Source organism: Glaciecola sp. SC05, from assembly GCF_041380235.1.
Classification (GTDB): Bacteria; Pseudomonadota; Gammaproteobacteria; order Enterobacterales; family Alteromonadaceae; genus Glaciecola.
In genome coordinates, this window is the sequence record NZ_JBGIYY010000017.1 from 56,598 (window position 1) to 81,119 (window position 24,522).

The following is a 24,522-nucleotide window of genomic DNA, read 5'->3' on the forward strand; positions in this document are numbered from 1 at the left end:
ATGCAAATGAACGCAGTGACAAATGAGCTGAATAAACTAAAGAGCAACGGCATCGAACTATCGATGGCAGAATTAGTGCGTTTTAAGTCACTGGCTAATATGATTTCATTGGCGCCCACGGCAAGGGCTGCTAGTCAGCTAGCAGGTTCTGAACGCTCAATGTTCAAAGGCCGAGGAATGGAGTTTGATGAAGCCCGTCATTATCAGCCCGGAGATGATATTCGCAGCATTGACTGGCGCGTCACTGCAAGAACCGGTAAAACCCACACCAAAATATTTAGAGAAGAGCGTGAACGCCCTGTTTTTGTCTTCTTAGATTTAAGTGCAAGCATGCAGTTTGGCACGCAGTTACTCTTTAAAGCCGTGCAGGCAGCTCATGTTGCCTCTCTAGTTTGCTGGGCAAGTGTTGCCCGCGGCGACAAACTCGGCGGTATCGTGTTTAACGAACTGCGCGATATTGAGAACAAACCGCGAGCGCAAACTAAAAACGCGCTACATTTTTTAAATTCAGTAGTGAATTTACAAAACGAAAGTGTTGCGACTATACAAGCTCCCGCTCAAAACCTGTCAAGTTCATCGTCGGCAGCATTTTTAAATGCCCTGCAGCGCATGCATTTTTTAGCTAAACCGGGTAGCTTGATCCATATTGTTTCCGACTGTACACAACTAAACAGTGAGCACTTTACATTGTTAGGTGACCTTAGCCGGCACTGCGAAGTCAAAGTCAGCGTAATTAAAGACCCCTTTGAACAAAGTTTGCCAGAAAGTGCGCAACAACAAACGCTGAGCATTACCGATGGGCGTAAACGCTCTAGTATTGTGTTAGGTGACCACTCCCAATCTAAACGCTATGAACAAGAACAACTCACACATCTTGCTACTCTTAAACATGAATTGAATAAGGTCCGAGTATTTCCCCGCCTAGTAAGCGCGGGCATAGCACTAGATGAACAAATGGTGGCACACAAACGCGGTTTTGAACTAGGGGTAGGCTTATGAATCCTTTGGATCAACTTGCAGATATTGCCATCCCAGCAGACGTATCCGCTTGGCCTCCGGCTTTGGGGTATTGGATTGTTTTGGGCCTTGCAATATTACTAGCAGTTGCTTCGGCTGTGTTTTTTTATCGTCGTAATGCAAGAAGGCTAGCCCTTAAGGAAAGTTTAGCAGCCTTACAAAGCATTAACTTCGACGATCATTTAGCCATGCAGCAAGTCCATCATGTACTGAAAACCGCTGTACAAAGTTATTTACCAGAGAAAAACATTCTGCAGATGCAAACCGAGCAATGGGCTGATTTAATTTCGAAATTATATGGCTCAACACAATCAGAGTCAGCCTGTCAGCCCTTAATCCAGTTAGCCAAATGGCAATATGATCAACGCCTTAAAATTGCAGAGCCGCAAGTGATCAAAACAGCGGCACAAACTTGGCTGAAGAAGGCCTTGCCGCCGAATAAGGGAGCTGTGGATGTTTGAGTTTGTTTGGCCATGGGTGTTTGTTGTATTGCCACTGCCATATATTGTCAGGCGCTTTATGCCGGCAAAGCGTATGTCTCAGTCTGCCGCTTTGCGAGTACCTACCCTGCAGACACTTGCAGGGACCGATTCGAAACCATCAGGCACCAGCGCTTATATGACCTTATTCGCCTTTCTCGTTTGGGCGCTATTGGTAAGCGCAGCAGCGAAGCCTCAATGGTTAGGAGAAGCCGTTGCAATTCCTAACGAAGGCCGAGACCTAATGATCGCGGTAGATTTGTCAGGCAGTATGAAGCAAACCGACATGCAAATAGAAGGGCGGGAAGTCAACCGCCTCAATATGATTAAGTATGTGTTAGCTGACTTTATTGAGCGCCGCGTGGGCGACCGACTCGGCTTGATTTTGTTCGCCGACACCGCGTATTTGCAAGCGCCGCTGACCTTTGACCGCAATACCGTGAAAACCCTTTTAGACGAATCTATGATTGGCTTAGTTGGCGAACGCACCGCGATTGGTGATGCTATCGGACTTGCGGTTAAACGTTTCAGCGAAAAAGAAAAATCAAATCGGGTGCTGGTTTTGCTCACTGACGGACAAAACACCGCAGGGAATATTACCCCTGAGCAAGCTCTCTCCTTAGCGGTGGCAAATAAAGTCACCGTCTACACCATTGGGGTGGGCGCAGATGAACAAATTATCAATAGTTTCTTTGGTCAACGCATGGTCAATCCATCTCAAGACTTAGATGAGCGGATGCTCACCAATATCGCACAACAAACCGGCGGTCAATACTTTCGGGCGCGAGATACAGATGAGCTCGTGGGCATCTATCAAATGTTAGACAGCTTAGAGCCTGTAGAGGGCAATTCTCAGAAAATGCGGCCGCAAAGCGCCCTATTTTATTATCCACTGGGTATCGCTAGCTTGTTAACCCTGCTGGCAATCGGTATTGCGATTATAAAGCCATCGCTTGTTGCTCTGACAAACAGCAAAAACGGGAAAGTCGATGTTTGATAACTTTCATTTTTTGAGACCCTCAGTACTGCTGCTGATACCCGCCATGATTGTTCTGGTGTGGGTATGGATGAGGATCAAGCTGGCGAGCAGTCAGTGGCAGTCAATTTTGCCTGCTCACTTGCACCAGCGTTTGGTCACTGTAAAAGGAGACCGTCAAAGCAAGCAGGCATTTATATGGCTGATGATAGCAATGAGCATTGCTTGCCTAGGCATCGCTGGCCCAGCTTGGGAGAAGTTACCACAGCCCGTTTATCAGACAGACTCTGGCCGTGTTGTCGTAATGGATATGTCTTTATCAATGAGAGCGACCGATATATCGCCCAGTCGCCTTGCTCGAGCGAAATTTAAAGCCATTGACCTCATCAAAGAGATTAATGATGGAGAAGTAGGTTTGGTAGCCTATGCAGCAGACGCATTTATCATCAGTCCATTAACCGAAGACATTAGCAATTTAGAGAATTTGATCCCTAGCCTAAGCCCCGAAATTATGCCTAGTTCTGGCAGCAACCCAAAGGCAGGCTTTGAACTAGCCAAACAGTTGCTGGATAATGCAGGTTATAAAAATGGGCATATTTACTGGATTACTGATGGCATTGAACTTGACGATGTTGCTCCTCTTAGAGAGCTTATTAACAGCACTCAATACGAATTTTCTGCATTGACGATTGGCACAGACCAAGGTGCGCCGATACAGTTACTCGACGGCAGCTTGCTCAAGGACAACAGCGGCGCAATAGTTATTCCAAGAATGAACCGAGCATACTTAGAGCAAGCTTTAGCGCCGTCAAATGCACGCTTTACCCAGATCAGTATCGACGATAGCGACATACGCTCCATGCTGCTCACCAGTAGCCGACTGGATCAAATCCGCGAAGGTAAAGAAGAGCAAAGTACAGGGGATGCTTGGCGAGACATGGGCGCATACTTAGCCATATTATTATTGCCAATCGCCCTTTTGATGTTTAGAAAGGGAGTGTTATTTAGTGCACTGCTGATTACTTTGATACCCATGCAAAGCGCCGAGGTATTTGCGCAGGACACAACACCGGCGCAGCCAAATACAAATCAGGCTGAGCAAACGCTAACTGGTAATATACAATCCTTATTTTTAAATCGTAACCAACGAGGTCTACAGGCTTTTAAAGCAAATGATTTTGAAGCCGCCGCTAAGCTTTTTGATGATATTAATTGGCAGGCAGCAGCCGCCTATAAAGCCGGCGATTTTGAAACCGCGGCGAACTTATATCAACAGGCAGACGGTTTAGACAGCATATATAACCGCGGTAATGCTTTGGCGAAAATGGGCGAATTACAAGACGCCCTCGATGCATACGAAAAGGTTTTGAAGTTATCGCCTGAGCATCAGCAGGCGGCGCGCAATAAAAAGATTGTTGAAGATTTAATAGATCAACAGCAAAATCAGCCTGAGCAAGAGCAGCAGCAAGACCAACCGTCTGAGTCAGAGCAGGAAAACGAGCAAAACGGTGAAGGTGAGCAGCAAGAGCAGTCGCAAGATGGATCGCAAAACGATCAAAACAGTGAACAAAATTCACAAGAAGCTGACCAAAACGAACAGCAAAAGCAATCAGAGGATCAAAATCAGCAGGGTGAAGGGCAACAAGACCAATCCGAGCAAAGCTCAAGCGAAGCGCAACAAAATGATCAGCAAGAGAATGATCAACAACAGCAAGCTAGTTCTGACGCTCAACAACAAAACACTGAAGCTGAAACTGAACAAGAGCAAGAGCAAGACATGCAAAGCGTACAAGCAGTTGATCAAAGCGAACTCACACCCGAAGAGCGAGAGCAAATGCAGCGCCTGCAAACACTAATGAACAAAGTGCCTGATGACCCTGCATTTTTGCTGCAGCGGAAAATGTTAATTGAATCTCAGCGTCGTAAACAGTATGCGCCTCCCACAACACAAGAACAGGAGTGGTAATGAAGTCTTTGTACTGGTCTTTTTGGTTTTTGCTAGCATTGGTGAGTCATTATGCCTCAGCCGAGCTCACTAGCCTTACCGCCACAATTGATAAAAACCCCATATTGCTTGATGAATCAGTCACCTTGCAAATAACCGCTGTTGGTGGCGCAGAATCTGACGCAATTGATTTTTCTGTGTTAACGCGTAGCTTTAGAGTCGGCCAACCGTCGGTAAGCCAATCAACCCAAATCATTAACTTTGATCGCACCACCACGACCACTTGGACACTGCAACTTTTTCCGCGCGGCACTGGCAAGTTAACTATTCCGGCTTTTAGAATTGATCAACAAGTAACTGACCCAATAATTTTAAACGTACTGCCGGTCACAGAAGCCAATCTCGCGCAACCTCGGGACTTTTATGTCACAACACAGGTCAGTAGCGCGCAGGTGTATTTGCAGCAGCAGGTCCAATATCAGGTCAAAATATATTTGGCGGTAGATATCCAGCGCGGCAGTTTAACTGAACCGGTGCTCGACAACGCGGTAATCGAGCAACTTGGCGATGACAAAGAATACCAGGAACTAGTCAATGGCGTGCGCTATCGGGTGATTGAAAGAAACTTTGCGGTATTGCCTCAAGCGAGTGGTAATTACATCATTGACGGTCCTGTGTTTCAGGCCGAAGTGTTGGCCGGCTCTCGCCAAAATTTTGCGTTTTTCAATCGCAGCAAAACCATCAACCGTGTTGCACCCTCTATTGAGCTGACCGTCTTGCCAATTCCTGAAAGTTACCCATTTTTATGGTTACCCAGTGAACAAGTTCAGGTAAGCGAGCAATGGCAAGGTAATGACAATGAGTTTGTTCAAGGAGAGCCTATAACACGAACCATAACGATAAATGCGCTAGGGCTAATTGATGAGCAGTTGCCCGCCATTGAAGCACAGTATCATCCCAGTTTTAAAACCTATCCAGAGCAGCCTGAGAGAGCGACCATTAAGCAAGACAGTCGATTGATTGCGCAACTGGTGCAAAGCACGGCAATTATTCCAAGTCAGACTGGAACATTTGTATTACCCGAAATTAGTATCCCATGGTTCGACGTGAATTCGGGTGAAACCAAATTTGCGGTTGTTCCGGCAAAGACTGTAAACGTCATTGCGCCGGTTAATCAAGCCAGCGACGCCAGCCAGCTAAGTGGCGCCGCGATCAGCGAAGCCACTCCTGTAGACCTGCTTCCCGAGCAAGCTGAGAAACCCGCATCAGATGGCTTATTTCCTGTCTTAATATATGGTTTAGATGCGCTGCACATCAGCTTAATTGCTGCCCTTGTGGTGCTTATTATTATGATGCTTTTACTTTATCGCAAAACACCGACTGTAGCAGCGGTAAAAGAAACCGCGCAAATACCGATATCTGACAGCGAAGCAACGGCTTGGCAGCAGCTCAATCAAGCCATTGACAGTAAAAACACAAAAGCATTACAGGCCTGCCTCAGAGCATGGTTGCAAAGTTTAACAAGGCAGCATATTCAGTCCTTAAATAACACCTTGATTCATTTAGATGCCAGTGATGCTGCCGAAGCCTTTAACGGCGCACTGGCGAGTCAATACAGCGAAACGACTGGTAGCTTTGACGTCGAGGCGCTCAAACAAACGCTCACGCGATTAAGAGAGCGTGAACAGCATAGACGCGACTCACAGTCTCGTACTAATATGTACCCAATTACGTAAAGAAACAGGATTAATAATGATTAAAAAGCCTCTATTTACTGTGTCTGCAATTTGTATAGCACTTAGCATAGCGGCATGCAGCCCCGCTCCAGAAACGGCACAAAGTGGCCCGACAGCAGGTGCCGGCGAGACCCAAAACGCAATGCAAGCTGCAACAGAGTCACAGCGCTTAGCGCAGTTTTTTGCTGACTCTTTTGAGCAAGATTTACAAAACTCACCAATGTTTCAAAGTCGACTTGGCTACAAATGGGATTACGATAAATGGAACGATGTATCGCCCGCCGCTGACCAAAGACGTCGTGAATTGATGGAGCAGCGCATGGCGCAGACAGAAGGCTTTGACCTTGCCCAGTTAGATGAGCAAGAGCGCTTAAGTTTGCAATTGTATCAAGCAGATTTGACCCGTCGCCTCGCCAATGATGAATTCAGGCTACATAGCTACATCATGCATCAGTTCAGTGCTTGGCATACTACTGTGCCGAGCTTTTTAATCAATATTCATCGCGTATCTTCAATTGAGGATGCAGAAGCTTACATCGAGCGGCTAAGAGGCGTTAAGCCCCTTTTTGATCAAGTTTTTGAACAGCTCAAACTGCGTCAAGAAGCCGGAATATTTCCTCCGCAGTGGGCCTACGATCAAATGATCCAAGCTTCTGCGAACGTGATTAAAGGTAATCCGTTTGAGGAAAGCGTCGAGGACTCTACTATTCTCGCCGACTTTAAGGGCAAACTAGATGCCCTAGGCTTAAGCAATGCCGAAAAAGGTGGCTTACTAGCAGAAGCCAACGAAGCGCTGATGCAAAGCGTTAAACCAGCCTACATGCAAATGATCGCGGAGTTAACAAAACAGCAAGCATACAGCCCAAAAGGCGATGGCGTATGGCGCTTACCTGACGGCGACAAATGGTATCAAAATAGATTGTCATGGTTTACCACCACCGACATGAATGCCCAACAGGTGCATGATATCGGGTTAGAGCACGTTGAGCGTATCCATAATCAAATGCGCAATATCATGAAACAAGTCAACTTTGAGGGCGACCTGCAGGCCTTCTTCACATTTATGCGCGAAGATGACCAATTCTATTATGAAAACACAGAAGAAGATCGCAACCGCTACCTAACCGAAGCAAAAGCATACATAGATAAAATGGAAGCAAAAATACCGGATTATTTTGGCTTGGTTCCGAAGGCACAAATGATTGTTAAGCGCGTAGAAGCATTTCGTGAACAGTCTGCCGGAAAAGCGTTTTATCAATCTCCTTCAAAAGATGGCTCACGCCCGGGGGTTTACTACGCTAATCTTTTTGATATGCGCAGCATGCCAAGCTATCAAATGGAAGCACTTGCCTATCATGAGGGCATCCCTGGTCACCACATGCAGCGCTCTATTGCGCAAGAGTTAGAGGGTATTCCTGAATTTCAAAAGTACATTTCGTTTACCGCCTACACCGAAGGTTGGGGCCTGTATACTGAAACCTTAGCCAAAGACATGGGATTTTATGAAGACCCCTATTCTGACTTCGGGCGCTTAGCGATGGAGCTATGGAGAGCATGCCGTTTGGTGGTAGATACTGGCATTCACAATATGAAATGGTCGCGAGAAGAGGCAATTGAGTATTTAATTAAAAACACACCCAACCCTGAGAATGATGCCGTAAAAGCAATTGAGCGTTATATTGCAATGCCGGGTCAAGCAACCGCTTATACCGTTGGTATGCTAAAAATATTAGAGCTTCGGGCGGATGCAAAAGCACGCCTGGGCGATAAATTTAGCTATCCTGAATTTCATGACGAAATTCTCATGTACGGACCGATACCCTTAAACATTTTGGAAGAAAAAATTAATCAGTGGGTTGAATCAACACTCGCAAGTTAGGCTGTGCGCCTGCATTAATTTAAGAAGGCTTAATTCACAGTGCATCAATAGTCAGATGGTGTCTGTGTAAATTAGGCCTTTTTATTGCGTTTAATTTAAGCCACCAACTCGATTGTGTTGCTCTTTGCTTTATAGTGTAGCTTGCCAAAACTGAGCAGTGCATGGGTATAGATGCACTTTTTAGGCGCTTAGCCTATACTCAAGCCAGAATACCATTAGGTACTTACGCGAACACTAGGATCTGAAGTGTTTTATCGCTGCGCGCGCTGGCGCTAAAAATAAACCGTATAAAAAAGTGAGTTTATTTACCCATGTTAGGAAATAAAAACAAGGTGTCCTCGGTCTCTACAGATATGATGACAAAACAACGACGATACGAAGCCTTAGTGAAAGCGTTGCATGCTGATATTTTTCGCTATGCAGTATGGCTAATAAAAGACCGGGCCATTGCCGAAGATGTGGTACAAGAAACCTTCCTTCGCGCGTGGAAATCCTTAGACTCACTGCAAGATGAAACGGCTGCAAAGTCGTGGTTAATCACCATACTCAGACGTGAAAACGCAAGACGTTTTGAACGTAAACAGTTTGACTTAGTGGATATTGACGATGTCAGCGTGGCCGATCCGGTGGCGCCTAGCGACGGCAATATAGAGAATAGAGATTTGCGCAGAGCAATTGCTTTGTTAAGCGAAGAATATCGTGAGCCTTTAGTGATGCAAGTAATTATGGGCTTTAGCGGTGATGAAATTGCCGAGCAGCTCAATTTAAACAAAAACACGGTGATGACTCGATTATTTAGAGCGCGTAGCCAAATAAAAGAAATCATGACTAAAGACAAAGAATTTGGAGCACAGTCAAATGGATGATCTCAATTTTCGGCGCACCATTTACGCTGACCCGTATACCAAGGACCCTGAGATTTTAGAGGCCGCAAAGAGCGATCCTAAAAAGCAGGCTTTTTGGGATGAGGTCAGAATGATGGAAGCTTCACTTGAGCAAGCGATGAATGTCCCGGTACCGGAAGGCTTAGCTGATAAATTGATACTTCGCCAGTCGATGGATGATTTTCAGCAGCAGAAAAAACGTCGCCCTTGGTACTTAGCGTTGGCCGCTTCGGTATTTCTTGCCAGTATTTTAAGCGTAAGCCTTTTAATGCAAGGGCCTACTGATCTGAAGAGTGATGTCTACGCCCATATGAGTCATATGAGCTATGAACTCAATAAAAGCGGCAAGGTAGATTTGGCCATGGTCAACGACAAGCTTGCTACCTACAACGGTCAAGTAAACGAAGGCATAGGCGAAATTGTGTCTGCCAATTATTGCTATCTTGATTCGATTAAAAGTCTGCATTTAATTATTAAAGGCAAAGATGGCTTAGCTTCGCTTTTTGTTATGCCATCTGAAATATCAAAAACCATTGATGACGATTTTAGCAATGATGTTTACACCGGCTCTGCGTTCTTGCTTGAGTCAGCTAAAATAATTATTGTGGGTGAGACTAGCGCCCAAGTCGAAGAGCTCAAAGCAAAGGCAAAAACTCTTCTGTCTTTTTCCATTTAAGCGAATGAGCGCCTAAGCCTTAGGCGCTCATCTTTGTTCTCTACTCTTTGTTCTACACTCAAACAGCCTTCAGTTTATAACGACTGCTTGCGCGCCTAATCAAGCTACTAAATCTGACCAATATTTGCGATTACCTTTCGATTTATACTCAAGGTGTTACCATATATAAAAAGCAAATATGAGGTTTTCATGGAATACGGCACATACATCTCACTCGCAATCTACTTTATGGTTATGCTGGGCATTGGCCTTTACGCATATAGAACAAACGAAGAGAGTGCATCTGGGTATCTACTGGGCGGACGCAAGCTATCTGCGCCAGTTACCGCACTCTCAGCGGGCGCCTCAGATATGAGTGGATGGATGCTGATGGGCGTGCCAGGCGCGATGTATATTTCCGGTGCATCGTCGCTTTGGATTGTTTTTGGCCTATGTTTAGGAGCTTGGTTCAATTACCTACTAGTGGCTCCGCGCTTGCGAGTGTTTACGGAAGTTGCAAACGACGCCATTACGCTACCCGATTTCTTTGAAAACCGTTTTTTTGATAACACTCATACACTGCGCATCGTTGCCTCTGTTGTGATTATTGTGTTTTTTACCGTTTATACATCTTCAGGGGTAGTCGCTGGCGGCAAACTTTTTGAATCGTCATTTGGTCTGGGTTACCACTGGGGAGTGTTATTAACCGCAGGGGTGGTTGTGGCCTATACCATGGTCGGTGGCTTTATGGCGGTTTCGTTAACAGATTTTATCCAAGGCTGCATCATGTTTGTCGCATTGATTTTAGTACCTACTGTGGTGATGTTTGAACTCGGTGGAATTAACGCAACCCTCGACGCGCTCTCGGTGATCGACCCTAATCTACTGAAGTTATTCACCGATGCCGACACCGGTAAAACCTTAGGCATCGTTGCCGTGATTTCACTTATGTCTTGGGGCTTAGGATATTTTGGGCAACCCCATATCATCGTTAGATTTATGGCGATTGGCTCCCTTAAGCAGATCCCAACGGCTCGTCGAATTGGCATGACTTGGATGATAGTTGCCTTATTTGGCGCAGCTATGACTGGTTTATTCGGGCTTGCATATATGAGCAACACATCGGCGTCGATAGACGACAGCGAAACCATCTTTATTGTGCTGTCGCAACTGTTATTTCATCCCTTGATTGGCGGCTTTTTATTGGCCGCAATTTTAGCCGCTATTATGAGTACGATATCGTCACAGCTATTAGTGACATCAAGTTCGCTCACCCGAGATATCTATGTGAGCTTTTTACACAAAGATGCTAGCGAAAAGATACAGGTCTTGGTTGGCCGAATTTCGGTGCTGGTAGTCGCCATTGCCGCTATCATGTTGGCATTTGGTGAAAACAAAACCATTTTATCGTTAGTCAGTCACGCTTGGGCAGGGTTTGGCGCAGCCTTTGGTCCATTGGTCTTATTTACGCTATTTTGGAGAAAGATGACTCAAAAAGCCGCTATCGCTGGCATATTGTCAGGTGCTATTACCGTATTAATTTGGATTTACGCGCCGCTTAGCGATAACCCTGACAGTATATTTAATACTTTATACGCAATAATCCCTGGGTTTTTAATATCTGCGGCCGTTATATACATGATGGCAAAAGCTTTTCCACCCGAAAATCAGCAAATTTCGGAACTATTTGATGAATATCAGCTTCAACTAAAAAATGAAAACTACGGAAACGAGTAATTTATAGATGGCATTTTTTGCTGCGAGGCAGCCAATATTAGACAGTGATAAAGCATTATTTGCTTATGAATTGTTGTTTCGTAACAGTATGGAAAATGCATTTCCGAACGTCGACGAAGAAAAAGCCACATCTAAAATGATCGAAGGTCTGTCTCTTGATTTGGGCTTAGATCGACTATCAAGAGGCAAGCTCGCGTTTATAAACTTTACTAAGGCCTCGCTTCTTGCCGGTCATCCGAGCTTTTTACCGCCCGATCAAATTGTCGTTGAAATACTCGAAACTGTGCACCCTTCGGAGCAAATTTTTGCCTGTATGCAAGATTTGCACAGCAAAGGCTATATTTTAGCCTTAGATGATTTCATTCATTCACCCAAATGGGAGCGTTTTTATCCACTATGCCAAATCATCAAAGTGGACTGCCTCGACATTACTGAAAAACAATTGCTAGAGCTGTCACAAATACCTAAACGTCACCCACATATCCGACTATTGGCCGAAAAGGTAGAAAACATTGGCGTTTTTAACGACTATAAAAAACTAGGCTTTACACTATTTCAAGGGTACTTCTTTAGTAAGCCAGAAGTAATGAAAAGTGTATCGTTGTCGTCCTCTCAAGCGCTATTGAGCAGTTTACTTAACCAGGTGAGTCATCCAGATTTTGATATTGATAGCATCGTTAAACTATTAGAGCTTGATCCGGGCCTATCGTTTAAGCTGTTGCGCTATGCGCAATCTCCAGTTTTTCATAGACGCAATAAAATTGAAAGTATTAGACAGGCAGTCGTCATGCTCGGAAAAGCAGAGCTTGAGCGATTTGTGACGCTGCTGTTTGCCGCAAAATTCGGCGAAGAAAAACCTAGCGAGCTAATTCGTTTATCGCTGCAGCGGGCAAAATTTTGTGAGTTCTTTGCCGAGCGTACTGCTCATAAAGATAAGCTATCTTCGGCATTTTTAGTCGGCATGCTATCGCTGTTGGACGCTATGTTAGATGCTAACTTAGCCACTGTTATTGAGACCCTCCCTTTGTCTAACGATATTAAAGTCGCGCTGGTCAAGCATCAAGGTTGGTTATCTGATTGTATTAAACTAAGCAAAGATTTTGAGCAGGCAAATTGGCACGCTATGCTCCAAGGTTGCAACAAGTACGGCGTTGATTATGACGCTATGTTAGAGGCATATGATGAATCTATTTTATGGTCTGATCAGCGTTTACAAATGATAAATTAATACATTAAATAAGCATCAAAACCACCTTTATATCATTCAGAATGTGTCTACGATCTCTCTACAGGTCAAAATTCACATACTTATAACAAAACTGCATAAATAGTTATTAATTAGTAATTAACCAGAACGAAATGTCATAAATTCACCCGCTAAGATATGTTAACCTTAACGGCAATGAATATGTATACTAGGACAAGGAACTCCCGCACTATGAGCGTTGCGCCAGCCACCGTTTCCCATCTCAAACAGTTAGAAGCAGAAAGCATTCAAATATTTCGTGAAGTAGCCGCAGAATTTGATAACCCGGTAATGCTTTATTCCGTCGGCAAAGACTCCTCGGTCTTGCTACATTTAGCGCGCAAGGCATTTTCGCCCGGCACCATTCCATTTCCGCTACTGCATGTCGATACTACTTGGAAATTTAAAGAGATGATCGCATTTCGCGATTTGATGGCTAAAAAGCATAACTTAAATTTAATCGTACACACTAATCAAGAAGGCGTGGAACAAGGAATTAGCCCATTTTCGGTAGGTAGTGCCAAACACACCGACATTATGAAAACCGCAGCCCTTAAACAAGCCCTAGATAAATATAAATTTGACGCAGCATTTGGCGGCGCTCGACGCGATGAAGAAAAGTCGCGGGCAAAAGAGCGTGTATACTCATTTAGAGACGATAACCATCGATGGGACCCTAAAAATCAGCGCCCCGAACTTTGGAATATTTATAACTCTCAGATAAATAAAGGTGAGAGTATTCGCGTGTTTCCAATGTCGAATTGGACTGAACTCGACATTTGGCAATACATTTACATGGAGAATATAGAAATCCCCTCCTTATATTTAGCGAAGCCAAGACCAGTAGTAGAGCGTGATGGGGTATTAATAATGGTTGACGATGAACGTATGCCGTTACGAGAAGGCGAGCAAGCAACGATGAAATCAGTTCGCTTTCGCACGCTTGGTTGCTATCCTTTAACCGGTGCCGTGGAATCGACAGCAGATACGCTACCAGAAGTCATACAGGAAATGCTGTTAACCAAAACATCAGAGCGCCAAGGGCGCGTTATTGACCACGATTCTTCAGGCTCAATGGAGAAGAAGAAAATGGAAGGGTATTTTTAATGACAGATAATGTAGTTTGGCATCAAACCACGATAGACAAAAGCGAACGCGCCAGAAAGTTAAATCAGAAGCCAAGTGTAATATGGTTGACTGGGCTATCTGGCTCAGGCAAATCGACGCTAGCCAATTTGCTAGAGCGCAAATTATACGAGCAAGCTCATCATACCTACTTGCTCGATGGCGACAATGTTCGCCACGGCTTATGCGGTGACTTAGGCTTTGACGACAAGGCCCGAGTGGAAAATATTCGACGCATCAGCGAAGTAGCAAAACTCTTCGTTGACTCAGGATTGATTGTATTAACCGCGTTCATCTCGCCCTTTAAAGACGACAGACGCTTTTGCCGCTCTCTGCTAGCTGAAGGGGAGTTCATTGAAGTGTTTGTAGACACGCCCCTAGAAGTCTGCGAGCAACGCGATCCGAAAGGACTTTATAAAAAAGCGCGTCAGGGTGACATTAAACATTTCACCGGCATAGATTCGGTATATGAAGTGCCAGAGGCCGCCGAAATACACTTACAATATATTGACGAATCACCTGAACAAACGGCTGAACGTTTATATGTGTTGCTGCAACAAAAAGGCTATGTATCATGAGCGGTTTTGAGATTACCCAATCCCTTGTTGATGATGTGGTAAAAATTAGCCAAGAAGCCGGCGAGCGTATTTTAGAGATCTACAAAAAAGATGTTGCGATCTATGAAAAGAATGACGCGTCACCGCTTACTGAAGCAGATTTAGCCGCTCATCTTCATATTTTAGAAAGTCTTAATAAGATATCAGACCTACCGGTATTGTCTGAAGAGTCCGCGGATATCAGTTGGAATACTCGTAAGTCTTGGAATCGTTATTGGTTAGTGGATCCACTAGACGGAACAAAAGAATTCATCAAAAAGAACGGTGAATTTACCGTGAACATTGCTTTAATTGAATATGGCGAGCCAACACTCGGTGTCGTGCACGCCCCGGTATTAGGGACCACTTATATCGGATGGGTTGGCGAAGGCGCATATAAACTCGAAAATGACGTGCGCAAAGACATCAAAACCAAAGCGCATGTGGCAGGTGATATTTGGCAAGTGGTCGGCAGTCGCTCTCACCAGAGCCCAGAGATTAATAAGGTCCTAGCCGCGCTTGGCGGAGAAAGCAACCTTATTGCAATGGGCAGCTCTTTAAAACTTTGCTGTGTAGCGGAGGCTACCGCTCATGTATATCCGCGTGTTGGCCCTACAAGCGAATGGGATACCGCTGCGGCACATGCGGTAGTATTGGCTGCAGGAGGTAAAGTCACCGTCCTTGATGTAGACAAACCTCTTGACCCTGATGCCCACCCTTTACGCTACAACCAGAAAGAATCCGTTTTGAATCCTTTTTTTATGGTAACCAGTTGATATGAACAACGAAAATGAATTACTAAAAACCGACATTCTCGAATATTTGGAACAGCACGAAAAAAAGGACCTCTTGCGGTTTTTGACATGTGGCAGTGTTGATGATGGCAAAAGCACCCTTATCGGACGCTTATTGCACGACTCAAAGATGATTTATGAAGATCAACTGGCAGCGATTACTCAAGACAGCAAAAAAGTGGGTACTACGGGTGAAAAAGTCGACTTAGCTTTATTGGTAGACGGCTTGCAGTCTGAGCGAGAGCAAGGCATTACGATTGATGTAGCCTATCGTTATTTCAGCACTGAAAAGCGTAAGTTTATTATCGCCGACACCCCCGGGCATGAGCAATACACCCGTAACATGGTAACCGGTGCGTCCACCTGTGATTTGGCAATTATCTTAATCGACGCTCGCGCGGGTGTAAAAACCCAGACGAAACGCCACTCTTTCTTAGCCTCATTACTTGGCATTAAAAACATCATTGTTGCTGTCAACAAGATGGATTTAATGGACTTCCGAGAAGATGTTTATGAAGAGATAAAGAAAGATTATTTGAAATTTTCAGAGCAGCTAACCATTCCTGATATTCGATTTGTGCCTCTATCAGCCCTTGAAGGCGACAATGTAGTTAATCGCAGTGTACATACGCCATGGTTTGAAGGAGAGCTGCTTATGGAGCTACTTGAGAGCATACAGATAGCTGTACAACGCGACGATAATTTCAGATTCCCAGTGCAATACGTGAACCGTCCAAATCTCAATTTTAGAGGTTTTGCAGGCACTATCGTCTCAGGCACGATTAAAAAAGGCGATGAAATTACAGTACTGCCCTCAGGTAAAACCTCAAAAGTAAAATCGATCATAACCTTTGATGGTGATCTAGACATCAGTGAAGCGCCTAATGCAGTAACCCTTACCCTTGAAGATGAAATTGATATTTCTCGCGGTGACATGATTGTCAAAGCAGACAGCTTGCCGATGCATGGTAATTTATACAAAACGCATATGGTATGGATGTCTGAAGATGCAATGATCCCCAATAAGCAATACAGTTTTAAATTTGCCACTAAGCTAGTCAGTGGCAGTGTTGCAAATATTGATCATAAAATTGATGTCAACACACTAGAAGAAAGCGAGGCTCTGCATCTAAATTTAAATGAGATTGGCGTGGTAGACATTCGCTTGACTCAGGCAGTTGCATGCGACCCATATGCTGAGAATCGCGCTACCGGCGCGTTTATTGTGATCGACAGGCTTACTAACGGAACGGTTGGTGCAGGCATGGTCATTTCAGAGAACGCAGCAAGTGCATCTACCGCTAAATATTCTGAATTTGAGCAAGAATTTAACGCTTTAGTCAGAAAGCATTTTCCGCATTGGGGTGCCGTGGATATTACCCAGCTCTGAGGAACTCAATAAGCCGCGCATTCAATAAAACGCATGACTTTCATGCGTTTTTTTATGCGTCGTCTCAGTAAATTAAGTTCATGTAGCGCTAGACTATTGTGCAAATTGGTCTTAGTCTAATGAGCAAATAATAAAATAATGATGTCATGCCTGTAGACCAACTTCTCGTAGTCGCAATTTTCTTTGCCACGATCGCTGCTTTGATATTCTCAAATCGGCGTCCTGCTGGGATTTTTGGTGCCTGCACCCTTGCCCTGATCATGACTCAACAGGTCAGCTTTGAACACGTTTTGGACAACGCGACTAATACTGGTTTGATTACCCTTGTATTGTTACTGCTAGTGAGTAATTCAATCGACAAAACCGCGTTTATTAAGCGTTTGGGTCGAGCAATTATCAGCAAGTCTTATCGCCTTAGCTTTATAAAAATGTTTCTAGTGACCTTCTTTTCGTCGGCCTTATTGAACAATACCGCAGTAGTCGCTAGCTTGCTAGGGCCGATTAAACAGAATACCCTGCATGCGCCATCGAAACTGCTTATCCCACTGTCTTATGCAGCCATACTTGGCGGCACGGTGACGCTGATCGGCACATCAACCAACCTAATTGTCGATAGTTTCTTGCTCGAACACGGTCACCCTGGTTTCGCTTTTTTTGATTTCACTTTATTTGGCCTGAGCGCTGGCATTTTATGTGGTGTACTGTTGTTTTTAATGTCGCCATTACTACCTGAACTGCGCGCGGCTGAAGGTAATTATGCGAGCTATTTACTCGAAGCCGATGTTGAAGCAGAGTCTGAGCTGATTGGTAAGTCGGTTGAACAAAATCACTTGCGTAATTTGCCCGAACTCTTCCTAATCGAAGTGGTTAGAAAAAACAGGGTGATATCTCCCGTATCGCCCAATTTTATCATCCAAGAAAACGATAAGTTAATCTTTACTGGCAATGTACAAAAACTTGAAAATATTGAACACATCAAAGGATTGACCATGTTCGCTGAGGCAGATGGTTTACTTAGCGAAAATTTAACAGAAGTCATCATATCTAATCGTGCACCGATTATTAACAAGACGCTAAAACAAGTGGGGTTTAGAGCGCTCTTTGATGCAGCCGTGGTGGCTATTCGTCGAGATGGTGAATCCATATCGGGAAAGATGGGTGAACTAAAGCTTCAGGCCGGTGATTTTTTGCTATTAGCCACCGGCGATGACTTTCAGCGCAGAGACAATATTAACAAAAATTTCTTCATGGTATCTGAACAAAAACTCGCGCGTAAACTGCTGCCGTGGCAAGAGTACTTTACCCTAGCAGGCTTTTTAGGCACCATTAGCCTTGCTGCATTATCAGTTGTTCCGCTGGCCATCGGTCTGTTATTTTTTGCAGCGGCTCTAATATTAGCCAGCGTATCCTCAATGTCAGACCTAAAACGAAATTTACCCCTAAATCTGATTATTGTAATTGTTGGCGCATTATCGCTGGCAACCGCTTTGGAAAACTCTGGTGTTATAAGTGATATTACTACCGTAGTGAGCCCGCAGCTTGAGGGTATGCCGCCCATTTATGCACTGATATGTATTTATTTAATGACTGTCTTATTAACCGAGTTTGTAACTAACAACGCTGCTGCTGCGCTAATGTTTCCATTTGCATATGGCTTAGTGAACGCAATGGGGCTGCCAATTATGCCGTTTGCGTTAACCGTGGCCTTTGCCGCTAGTGCAAGTTTTATCTCTCCTTATGGTTACCAAACCAATTTGTTAGTATTCAGCGCGTCAGAGTACAAATTTAGTCACTTTATGAAAATGGGCACACCCGTATCGATATTATATGGAAGTGTTGTTCTGACTCTGTTGAATTTTGTTCACTTTTAGGCCGACAAAGTTCCATCAGGAAACTCCTATATTTTCCTCTCAAACACGACAGTATTGATAGGTCGTTTAACTGCTTCTATCTTGGAAGGGGCTGCATTGGTAAGGTTATCAAGAATAGATATCGAGATATTTTTTCAGCTTAGCCATTTGCGTAATATGTTGCCAAATGTATTGGTCGCAGCGCTCTTTAAACCAATAGTCATTTTTAATGTACAGCAAGTTCTGCTCAATCTGTAGCTCAAAATTGAATTTATCAAGCTCTTGCTCAGTTATTAAACGCATCGCCCAAGATGAAAATAACGGTTTCTCAATAATTGCTGGCTCCAGCTCAAACATCAGCTCGTGTCTCATATCCTCCCTTATTTCTTCAAGCAGGTTTTGAAGAACCTCTTCTTCGCCCTCTAAATATTGCAAGAAACGGCCGCGGGAGAAGCACAAAAATCCTGTTACGCCCAAGCTTTTGTTCTTTATTGCCGCGCGCTGAGCAAGTTCTAGCAAATTGGGTGTGGTAGCCTCAAAATTTGCTTCGCTTAAATAGACAACACACTTCACGTTACATGCACATCTTTAATAGTTTCATAGTATTCAAAGGCTTTAGTCTTGGTTCTTTTTCTCGATAATTAAATCTGCATAAGTTCTTAGTTTGTCTTTGGTGCGCAGTTCCGCAAAGGGATCTTCGCTGGCCTTAGAACGTTCTTCACTTGGCTGCTTTGCAGGTGCCTCAGTGCTATTTAGCTTATTCCTGTTTTTCCAATTTATAATACGCTGTAAGGCCGAGTTTTTTTCTTCAAGATCTGATTGTTTTTGTTTGCGTTTATTGACCCAATGATTTGCGCCTAAAAACACAAAGATCGCCACAGCCCAAACTAACCACTTCACCGCAAACGACAAGCCAACCGAAGCGTTTGCGGTGCTTTGCGCATAAGATAAATAATCTTGATGAATCTGCCCAACTAAAAATACAAAAGCAATCAAGGCAATCAGACTTACCAGCAAAAACTTATACTTACGCCAAAGCAAACCAGATAAAACAATATTAATAAGTTTATTCATAGCGTTGCGAATTATCCAAAAAAGTTAAAACCAAGTACCGCTAGCACCGCTAACAAACCCTTTTCTTTTATCGCCGAATAAAGCTTACCTTCTTCTTCTTGCACGATCACTTCAAGCTCCTCTGGAGAGAAGTCCTCGGGCTTTTTTTGCATCAGCACAATACGAGTTTTTGCCCGATCTATTGCTTTATCACGCAGCACGCGCTTTACTTTTTTATTGAGCGTTGAAAAAGGGTTCTTCACTGTTACCTCAGATTTTATGTTAAGCGATACCGTCAACATATTTTTACTATAATAGTGCATATATGAGGATATTCCTCTCAAAATGCAAATAATCAAAAAAACATGAGTGCCTAAGGCAGCATTTTTTTGTTTTAGGTTATAAGTTATTCACTGCATCCTATTGATAATACACCGCAGTTTATATACTATCGTGGCATCAAAACGTGAGACAAATATGACCAATACAAATTTCATTCATCATCACAACACATAACCTTTCAGGTATGTGCTTGAAAGGGTATGTTCCTTTCAAGCAGGCGAATGAAGAAATTTGAAGCCCTCGAAAGGAAACTTTCGGGGGTTTTTCCTTTTTAAAGCTGTCGAAGACCTAGGCTTTTTTAAGCGAATGACAAGATAAACGACATCAGCAGTATTAAATAAAGGACCAAACATGAGCAACACCAACCGTCTGCGCATTGCAGTGCAAAAATCAGGACGTTTAAGCGACGAGAGCATTGCGATCCTCAAAGCCATCGGCATAAAACTTCAAATTCGCGACCGTTTGTTAATTGCACACTCGACAAATCAGCCCATTGATTTGCTCCTAGTAAGAGATGATGACATACCCGGCTTAGTCATGGATGGTGTCGTAGATTTAGGCTTTATTGGCGAAAATGAGCTTGAAGAAAAAATGCTCGAACGTAAAGCCGCAAAGAAAAGATATGAGTATAAGACTCTTCGCCGAATGGATTACGGTGGCTGCCGCTTATCCATCGCAGTACCTAATGAATTAAATTACGAGTCGGTTAAAAGCCTTGAAGGTAAAAAAGTGGCGACAACCTACCCATTTTTACTTGAGCGTTTCTTTGAAGAGCAAAAAGTCAACGCCCAAGCCGTTATGTTAACTGGCTCAGTGGAAGTCGCACCAAGAGCTGGGGTAGCCGACGCCATTTGTGATCTTGTGTCTACCGGAGCAACCTTGGAGGCAAATGGCCTTCGTGAGAAAGACATGGTATTTGAATCAAAGGCCGTGCTCATTCAAAAGGCCGAAGCCTTGAGCGAGGCCAAACAAGCCTTGGTCAGCAAGCTGCTGCCGCGTATCGATGGTGTAATGCAGGCCAAAGAAAGTAAGTACATTATGTTACATGCGCCAAAAGCCTACTTAGAACAAGTAAAAAGCTTGTTACCCGGCGCTGAAAATCCAACCGTTCTGCCATTGTCTGGCCATGACGACCGCGTTGCCGTGCACGTAGTAAGTTCAGAGACCCTGTTTTGGGAAACCATGGAGAAGTTAAAGGCACTTGGCTGTAGCTCGATTTTGGTCATGCCAATTGAGAAAATGATGGGGTAATGCTGTGAGTATTGGTGAAATCATTAAATGGTCTGAGTTATCCGATGCGCAGCAGCAACAAACGCTTTCGAGACCTGCATTAAAAGACTCCTCCATGCTAAAAGATACGGTTAGCACAATTATAAAACGTGTATTGGCAGATAGAGACGCCGCTGTGCTTGCCTATACCAAAGAGTTTGATGGTGCCGAGCTCGCAAATTTGCGTTTGCCCATCGAGCAAATTGCACAAGCACATACCTTAATCAAAGCTGAAGTAAAAAGGGCAATAGATTTAGCGTACAGCAATATTCGCACCTTTCATCAGGCGCAGTTCCCCAGCGACATTGCTATTGAAACTCAACCCGGAGTGCTGTGTGAACAAAAGCATGTCGCTTTGGAAAAAGTCGGCTTATACATCCCTGGCGGCAGTGCACCGCTGCCCTCGACAGTGTTAATGCTCGGGGTGAGCGCTCAGGTGGCAGGTTGCCCTTTACCGATTTTATGCACACCGCCCTCACCCAGCGGTACGGTAGCCCCCGAAATTTTGTATGCCGCTAGTAAGTGCGGTATTGAACATGTTTATTTATGCGGTGGTGCACAGGCGATTGCGGCTATGGCATTTGGCACTGAGAGTATTCCAAAAGTGGATAAAATATTTGGCCCTGGCAATAGTTTTGTAACCGAAGCCAAACAGCAAGTGAGTCAAGGTGTAGACGGTGCAGCCATAGATATGCCGGCAGGCCCGTCTGAGGTATTAGTGCTGGCAGATGGCAACGCAAATCCCGCTTTTGTGGCCTCAGATTTGCTGTCTCAGGCCGAACACGGCCCAGATTCTCAAGCAGTACTGGTAAGCGATAGCGAAGCATTGATTAAAGCCACCCAGCAACAGGTGTTGCATCAGTTGGCATTGCTTTCGCGCAAGCAAATTGCACAACAGTCTATTGAAAACAGTCGTTTTATTTTAACCGAAGATATGGACCAAGCCATCGCGGTCAGTAACGCCTATGCAGCGGAGCATTTAATTGTGCAAACCGACGACGCGAGAGGCTTGCTGCCAAAACTGGCCAATGCTGGCAGTATCTTTTTAGGCGCGTACTCACCCGAATCAGCGGGGGATTATGCGAGCGGTACCAACCACGTATTGCCCACTTATGGCTATGCTCGCAACTATTCCAGTTTAGGGCTGCTAGATTTTATGCGGCGCTATACCGTACAAGAGCTCAGTGCAGTTGGTATTCAAAACATTGGCCAAGCAATCATGGATTTGGCCGATGCAGAAGGCCTAGACGCGCATAAGCAGGCCGTTGCCCTCAGGCTAAATCATCTTGATGCTTTAGCAAAGAGCTTAGTCGAAACGCCAGCCTCTGAGGAGCTAAAAAATGTCTAAGTGGTTAAATGATCTGACTAATTTGCATGTGCGTGAACTCAAGCCTTACGAGTCTGCGCGACGCTTATTTTCTGCGGGTGATGCTACGAGTAATTCGGCGGGCAATAATAGCAGCCAACAAATTTGGTTAAACGCCAATGAGTCGCCGCAGGCTGACCAATATACTGTTAATAGCAGCGCATTTAATCGTTACCCTGACTGTCAGCCCCTAGAAGTGATCAATGCTTACGCGAAGTATGCTGGCGTCAATAACAAACAGCTTGTTGCCACGCGAGGCGCAGATGAAGGCATTGAACTGATTATCAGAGCATATTGTGCACCGGGTAGCAGCAGTGTCCTCATTTGCCCACCCACTTACGGCATGTATGCGATTAGCGCTCAAACCTTTAATGTAGGAGTACACAAAGCTCCTCTGAACCCAGATTTTAGTCTCGACATTGATGCAATAGCGGAACATGTGGGTAAAGTGAATGTTGTATTTTTATGTTCACCAAACAATCCAACCGGCACACGTATCAAGCAAAGCGACGTACTTAAGGTACTCGAACTTTTCAGCGATAAAGCCTTAGTAGTATTAGACGAGGCCTATATAGAATTTGATATCGATGCCCAGCAAACGGCGTTACTCAAGCGTTTCAGCAACCTGATTATTTTGCGTACTCTATCTAAAGCCTTCGCACTGGCGGGCATTCGCTGCGGCTTTGTGCTCAGTAGCCAGGCGATCTGCACTACTCTAATGAAAGTCATTGCCCCCTATCCTGTTCCGGCGCCTGTGGCTCAAGTTGCTGCGCAAGCCTTAAATGAAAACGGGATCTTGACGATGCGCAAGCGAGTGGAAGACTTACAAACAAGCCTGCAGAGTATTTTTCAAACATTACACAGCTATACAGATATTACAGTTTGCGGCGACACCAAAGCGAACTTTCTGCTGTTTAAAAGCGAACACAACCCCGCGTTGATGCAGTATTTAGTGCAGCAAGGGGTGATAATCCGTGATCAGAGCAAACAACTTAATTTACAAAATTGTCTGCGCATTACCGTAGGCAGTCCGGTCGAAAACGATAAGCTCTTGGGCCTAATCGACACTTTTTTTCAACAACATTCAACATCATCAGTAAGGAATGCCTCATGAGTCAGCAGGCTATTTTATTTATCGACCGTGACGGTACCTTGGTGCAAGAGCCACCGCTGGATAAGCAGTTAGATCGCTTGGACAAACTTGTCTTTGAAGTAAACGTTATCCCCGCACTGCTCAGTTTGAGTCAAGCCGGATTTAGACTAGTTATGGTTTCTAATCAAGACGGCCTTGGTACCACAAGCTTTCCTCAGGCTGACTTCGACGCCCCCCATGATGCCATGATGGCGATATTTAACAGTCAGGGCGTGTACTTTGATGATGTATTAATTTGCCCCCATTTTGAATCCGATAAATGCAGTTGCCGCAAGCCCAAGCTAGGTCTGGTGAAAGATTATTTACAGCAAGGCCGAGTGGATTTTGCACGTTCATATGTGATTGGCGATCGCATTACTGACATCCAACTTGCTGAAAACATGGGCATTACTGGCATTCAATACGACCCGGTCAGGCTAAACTGGGATGCCATCGTAAAGCAGTTGACGCTGTCACCAAGAGTCGCAACGGTTATTCGCAAAACCAACGAAACCGATATTTTTGTAGAAGTAAATCTCGACAGCACCGACAAATCTAATATCAGTACGGGTATTGGCTTTTTTGATCATATGCTCGATCAAGTGGCCACTCACGGAGGGTTTTACCTTAACCTGCAGGTAAAGGGTGACTTGCATATAGACGATCATCACAGCGTTGAAGACACGGCTCTGGCTTTTGGCGAAGCTATGAAAAAAGCCCTTGGCAACAAACGCGGGATTGCTCGCTTTGGTTTTGCCCTGCCGATGGATGAGTGCCGGGCAGAGTGTTTGATAGACATATCAAATCGCCCATATTTTAAGTTCGATGGCAAATTCTCTCGTGATTCAGTGGGCGAAATGGCGACCGAGATGGTCCCGCACTTTTTCCACTCTATGTCGCAATCCATGGGCCTATCGCTACACCTGTCGACCACTGAAGGCAATGCCCATCATCAGGTCGAAAGCTTGTTTAAAGTGTTTGGTCGAGCGCTTCGTCAAGCGCTTAGCAAAGACGGCGACGCCATGCCTAGCTCAAAGGGAACGCTGTAACA

Annotated in this window: 22 protein-coding genes and 1 other annotated feature; of the genes, 19 read left to right on the forward strand and 3 right to left on the reverse strand. The window is 44.6% G+C overall.

Features of this window, described 5'->3' with window-relative positions; all coding sequences use genetic code 11:
• From AB9H30_RS15080 to AB9H30_RS15150, 15 genes are all read left to right on the forward strand, one after another.
• Entirely contained in the window at positions 1 to 999 is a 999-nt protein-coding gene (locus AB9H30_RS15080) for a DUF58 domain-containing protein (RefSeq protein WP_371195526.1), read from the forward strand.
• Positions 996 to 1,478, forward strand: coding sequence for a DUF4381 domain-containing protein (locus AB9H30_RS15085; RefSeq protein WP_371195527.1), 483 nt, complete (start codon positions 996 to 998; stop codon positions 1,476 to 1,478). The genes AB9H30_RS15080 and AB9H30_RS15085 overlap by 4 nt, the downstream gene beginning before the upstream one ends.
• A complete protein-coding gene (locus AB9H30_RS15090) occupies positions 1,471 to 2,493 on the forward strand; it encodes a VWA domain-containing protein (RefSeq protein WP_371195528.1) in 1,023 nt (340 codons plus the stop codon). Before AB9H30_RS15085 ends, AB9H30_RS15090 begins: the two co-directional genes overlap by 8 nt.
• Positions 2,486 to 4,438, forward strand: a complete 1,953-nt coding sequence (locus tag AB9H30_RS15095; RefSeq protein ID WP_371195529.1) for a VWA domain-containing protein — start codon at positions 2,486 to 2,488, stop codon at positions 4,436 to 4,438. The genes AB9H30_RS15090 and AB9H30_RS15095 overlap by 8 nt, the downstream gene beginning before the upstream one ends.
• The gene (locus tag AB9H30_RS15100) at positions 4,438 to 6,153 is read left to right on the forward strand and encodes a BatD family protein (protein ID WP_371195530.1); all 1,716 of its coding nucleotides are present in this window, start codon (positions 4,438 to 4,440) and stop codon (positions 6,151 to 6,153) included. Before AB9H30_RS15095 ends, AB9H30_RS15100 begins: the two co-directional genes overlap by 1 nt.
• A 16-nt stretch (positions 6,154 to 6,169) precedes the next feature.
• Positions 6,170 to 8,032, forward strand: coding sequence for a DUF885 family protein (locus AB9H30_RS15105; protein ID WP_371195531.1), 1,863 nt, complete (start codon positions 6,170 to 6,172; stop codon positions 8,030 to 8,032).
• Between the two features lie 311 nt (positions 8,033 to 8,343).
• On the forward strand, positions 8,344 to 8,898 hold the full coding sequence (locus AB9H30_RS15110) for a sigma-70 family RNA polymerase sigma factor (protein WP_371195532.1): 555 nt from the start codon (positions 8,344 to 8,346) through the stop codon (positions 8,896 to 8,898).
• Positions 8,891 to 9,592, forward strand: a complete 702-nt coding sequence (locus AB9H30_RS15115; protein WP_371195533.1) for a DUF3379 family protein — start codon at positions 8,891 to 8,893, stop codon at positions 9,590 to 9,592. The genes AB9H30_RS15110 and AB9H30_RS15115 overlap by 8 nt, the downstream gene beginning before the upstream one ends.
• A 189-nt stretch (positions 9,593 to 9,781) precedes the next feature.
• The gene (putP, locus tag AB9H30_RS15120) at positions 9,782 to 11,308 is read left to right on the forward strand and encodes a sodium/proline symporter PutP (protein WP_371195534.1); all 1,527 of its coding nucleotides are present in this window, start codon (positions 9,782 to 9,784) and stop codon (positions 11,306 to 11,308) included.
• A 7-nt stretch (positions 11,309 to 11,315) separates the two neighbouring features.
• The gene (locus AB9H30_RS15125) at positions 11,316 to 12,536 is read left to right on the forward strand and encodes an EAL and HDOD domain-containing protein (RefSeq protein WP_371195535.1); all 1,221 of its coding nucleotides are present in this window, start codon (positions 11,316 to 11,318) and stop codon (positions 12,534 to 12,536) included.
• Between the two features lie 210 nt (positions 12,537 to 12,746).
• On the forward strand, positions 12,747 to 13,661 hold the full coding sequence (gene cysD / locus AB9H30_RS15130; protein ID WP_371195536.1) for a sulfate adenylyltransferase subunit CysD: 915 nt from the start codon (positions 12,747 to 12,749) through the stop codon (positions 13,659 to 13,661).
• Positions 13,661 to 14,257: an adenylyl-sulfate kinase gene (gene cysC / locus AB9H30_RS15135; RefSeq protein WP_371195537.1), complete on the forward strand. Its 597-nt coding sequence runs from the start codon at positions 13,661 to 13,663 to the stop codon at positions 14,255 to 14,257. Before cysD ends, cysC begins: the two co-directional genes overlap by 1 nt.
• A complete protein-coding gene (gene cysQ, locus AB9H30_RS15140; RefSeq protein ID WP_371195538.1) occupies positions 14,254 to 15,051 on the forward strand; it encodes a 3'(2'),5'-bisphosphate nucleotidase CysQ in 798 nt (265 codons plus the stop codon). Before cysC ends, cysQ begins: the two co-directional genes overlap by 4 nt.
• Before the next feature lies 1 nt (position 15,052).
• A complete protein-coding gene (cysN, locus tag AB9H30_RS15145) occupies positions 15,053 to 16,459 on the forward strand; it encodes a sulfate adenylyltransferase subunit CysN (protein ID WP_371195539.1) in 1,407 nt (468 codons plus the stop codon).
• 146 nt (positions 16,460 to 16,605) lie between these two features.
• Complete coding sequence (locus AB9H30_RS15150) at positions 16,606 to 18,330, forward strand: SLC13 family permease (protein ID WP_371195540.1); 1,725 nt, start codon at positions 16,606 to 16,608, stop codon at positions 18,328 to 18,330.
• Between the two features lie 108 nt (positions 18,331 to 18,438).
• On the opposite strand, the gene AB9H30_RS15155 is transcribed toward AB9H30_RS15150, so the two are convergent.
• Genes AB9H30_RS15155 through AB9H30_RS15165 form a run of 3 tightly spaced genes read right to left on the reverse strand, consistent with a single transcriptional unit; the run spans position 18,439 to position 19,685 of the window.
• Complete coding sequence (locus AB9H30_RS15155) at positions 18,439 to 18,882, reverse strand: BLUF domain-containing protein (protein ID WP_371195541.1); 444 nt, start codon at positions 18,880 to 18,882, stop codon at positions 18,439 to 18,441.
• A gap of 42 nt (positions 18,883 to 18,924) precedes the next feature.
• Positions 18,925 to 19,383 carry a hypothetical protein gene (locus tag AB9H30_RS15160; protein WP_371195542.1) on the reverse strand — a complete coding sequence of 153 codons (459 nt, stop codon included), beginning with the start codon at positions 19,381 to 19,383 and terminating at the stop codon, positions 18,925 to 18,927.
• 11 nt (positions 19,384 to 19,394) lie between these two features.
• Positions 19,395 to 19,685, reverse strand: a complete 291-nt coding sequence (locus tag AB9H30_RS15165) for a hypothetical protein (protein ID WP_371195543.1) — start codon at positions 19,683 to 19,685, stop codon at positions 19,395 to 19,397.
• A 174-nt stretch (positions 19,686 to 19,859) separates the two neighbouring features.
• Positions 19,860 to 19,974, forward strand: a sequence feature (His leader region).
• Positions 19,975 to 20,055: 81 nt separating this feature from the next.
• On the opposite strand from AB9H30_RS15165, the gene hisG reads away from it, so the two are divergent.
• Genes hisG through hisB form a run of 4 tightly spaced genes read left to right on the forward strand, consistent with a single transcriptional unit; the run spans position 20,056 to position 24,520 of the window.
• Positions 20,056 to 20,955: an ATP phosphoribosyltransferase gene (hisG, locus tag AB9H30_RS15170; RefSeq protein WP_371195544.1), complete on the forward strand. Its 900-nt coding sequence runs from the start codon at positions 20,056 to 20,058 to the stop codon at positions 20,953 to 20,955.
• A 19-nt stretch (positions 20,956 to 20,974) separates the two neighbouring features.
• A complete protein-coding gene (gene hisD / locus AB9H30_RS15175) occupies positions 20,975 to 22,321 on the forward strand; it encodes a histidinol dehydrogenase (protein WP_371195569.1) in 1,347 nt (448 codons plus the stop codon).
• Positions 22,314 to 23,453: a histidinol-phosphate transaminase gene (gene hisC / locus AB9H30_RS15180; RefSeq protein ID WP_371195545.1), complete on the forward strand. Its 1,140-nt coding sequence runs from the start codon at positions 22,314 to 22,316 to the stop codon at positions 23,451 to 23,453. Before hisD ends, hisC begins: the two co-directional genes overlap by 8 nt.
• The gene (gene hisB / locus AB9H30_RS15185; protein WP_371195546.1) at positions 23,450 to 24,520 is read left to right on the forward strand and encodes a bifunctional histidinol-phosphatase/imidazoleglycerol-phosphate dehydratase HisB; all 1,071 of its coding nucleotides are present in this window, start codon (positions 23,450 to 23,452) and stop codon (positions 24,518 to 24,520) included. The genes hisC and hisB overlap by 4 nt, the downstream gene beginning before the upstream one ends.
• The last annotated feature ends 2 nt before the right edge of the window (positions 24,521 to 24,522 follow it).

Bases quoted from the DNA above. Each gene is read 5' to 3' on its own strand.
- AB9H30_RS15080 (WP_371195526.1), top strand. From the start codon at position 1: ATGCAAATGAACGCAGTGACAAATGAGCTGAATAAACTAAAGAGCAAC.
- AB9H30_RS15085 (WP_371195527.1), top strand. From the start codon at position 996: ATGAATCCTTTGGATCAACTTGCAGATATTGCCATCCCAGCAGACGTA.
- AB9H30_RS15090 (WP_371195528.1), top strand. From the start codon at position 1,471: ATGTTTGAGTTTGTTTGGCCATGGGTGTTTGTTGTATTGCCACTGCCA.
- AB9H30_RS15095 (WP_371195529.1), top strand. From the start codon at position 2,486: ATGTTTGATAACTTTCATTTTTTGAGACCCTCAGTACTGCTGCTGATA.
- AB9H30_RS15100 (WP_371195530.1), top strand. From the start codon at position 4,438: ATGAAGTCTTTGTACTGGTCTTTTTGGTTTTTGCTAGCATTGGTGAGT.
- AB9H30_RS15105 (WP_371195531.1), top strand. From the start codon at position 6,170: ATGATTAAAAAGCCTCTATTTACTGTGTCTGCAATTTGTATAGCACTT.
- AB9H30_RS15110 (WP_371195532.1), top strand. From the start codon at position 8,344: ATGTTAGGAAATAAAAACAAGGTGTCCTCGGTCTCTACAGATATGATG.
- AB9H30_RS15115 (WP_371195533.1), top strand. From the start codon at position 8,891: ATGGATGATCTCAATTTTCGGCGCACCATTTACGCTGACCCGTATACC.
- putP (WP_371195534.1), top strand. From the start codon at position 9,782: ATGGAATACGGCACATACATCTCACTCGCAATCTACTTTATGGTTATG.
- AB9H30_RS15125 (WP_371195535.1), top strand. From the start codon at position 11,316: ATGGCATTTTTTGCTGCGAGGCAGCCAATATTAGACAGTGATAAAGCA.
- cysD (WP_371195536.1), top strand. From the start codon at position 12,747: ATGAGCGTTGCGCCAGCCACCGTTTCCCATCTCAAACAGTTAGAAGCA.
- cysC (WP_371195537.1), top strand. From the start codon at position 13,661: ATGACAGATAATGTAGTTTGGCATCAAACCACGATAGACAAAAGCGAA.
- cysQ (WP_371195538.1), top strand. From the start codon at position 14,254: ATGAGCGGTTTTGAGATTACCCAATCCCTTGTTGATGATGTGGTAAAA.
- cysN (WP_371195539.1), top strand. From the start codon at position 15,053: ATGAACAACGAAAATGAATTACTAAAAACCGACATTCTCGAATATTTG.
- AB9H30_RS15150 (WP_371195540.1), top strand. From the start codon at position 16,606: ATGCCTGTAGACCAACTTCTCGTAGTCGCAATTTTCTTTGCCACGATC.
- AB9H30_RS15160 (WP_371195542.1), bottom strand. From the start codon at position 19,383: ATGAATAAACTTATTAATATTGTTTTATCTGGTTTGCTTTGGCGTAAG.
- AB9H30_RS15165 (WP_371195543.1), bottom strand. From the start codon at position 19,685: ATGCACTATTATAGTAAAAATATGTTGACGGTATCGCTTAACATAAAA.
- hisG (WP_371195544.1), top strand. From the start codon at position 20,056: ATGAGCAACACCAACCGTCTGCGCATTGCAGTGCAAAAATCAGGACGT.
- hisC (WP_371195545.1), top strand. From the start codon at position 22,314: ATGTCTAAGTGGTTAAATGATCTGACTAATTTGCATGTGCGTGAACTC.
- hisB (WP_371195546.1), top strand. From the start codon at position 23,450: ATGAGTCAGCAGGCTATTTTATTTATCGACCGTGACGGTACCTTGGTG.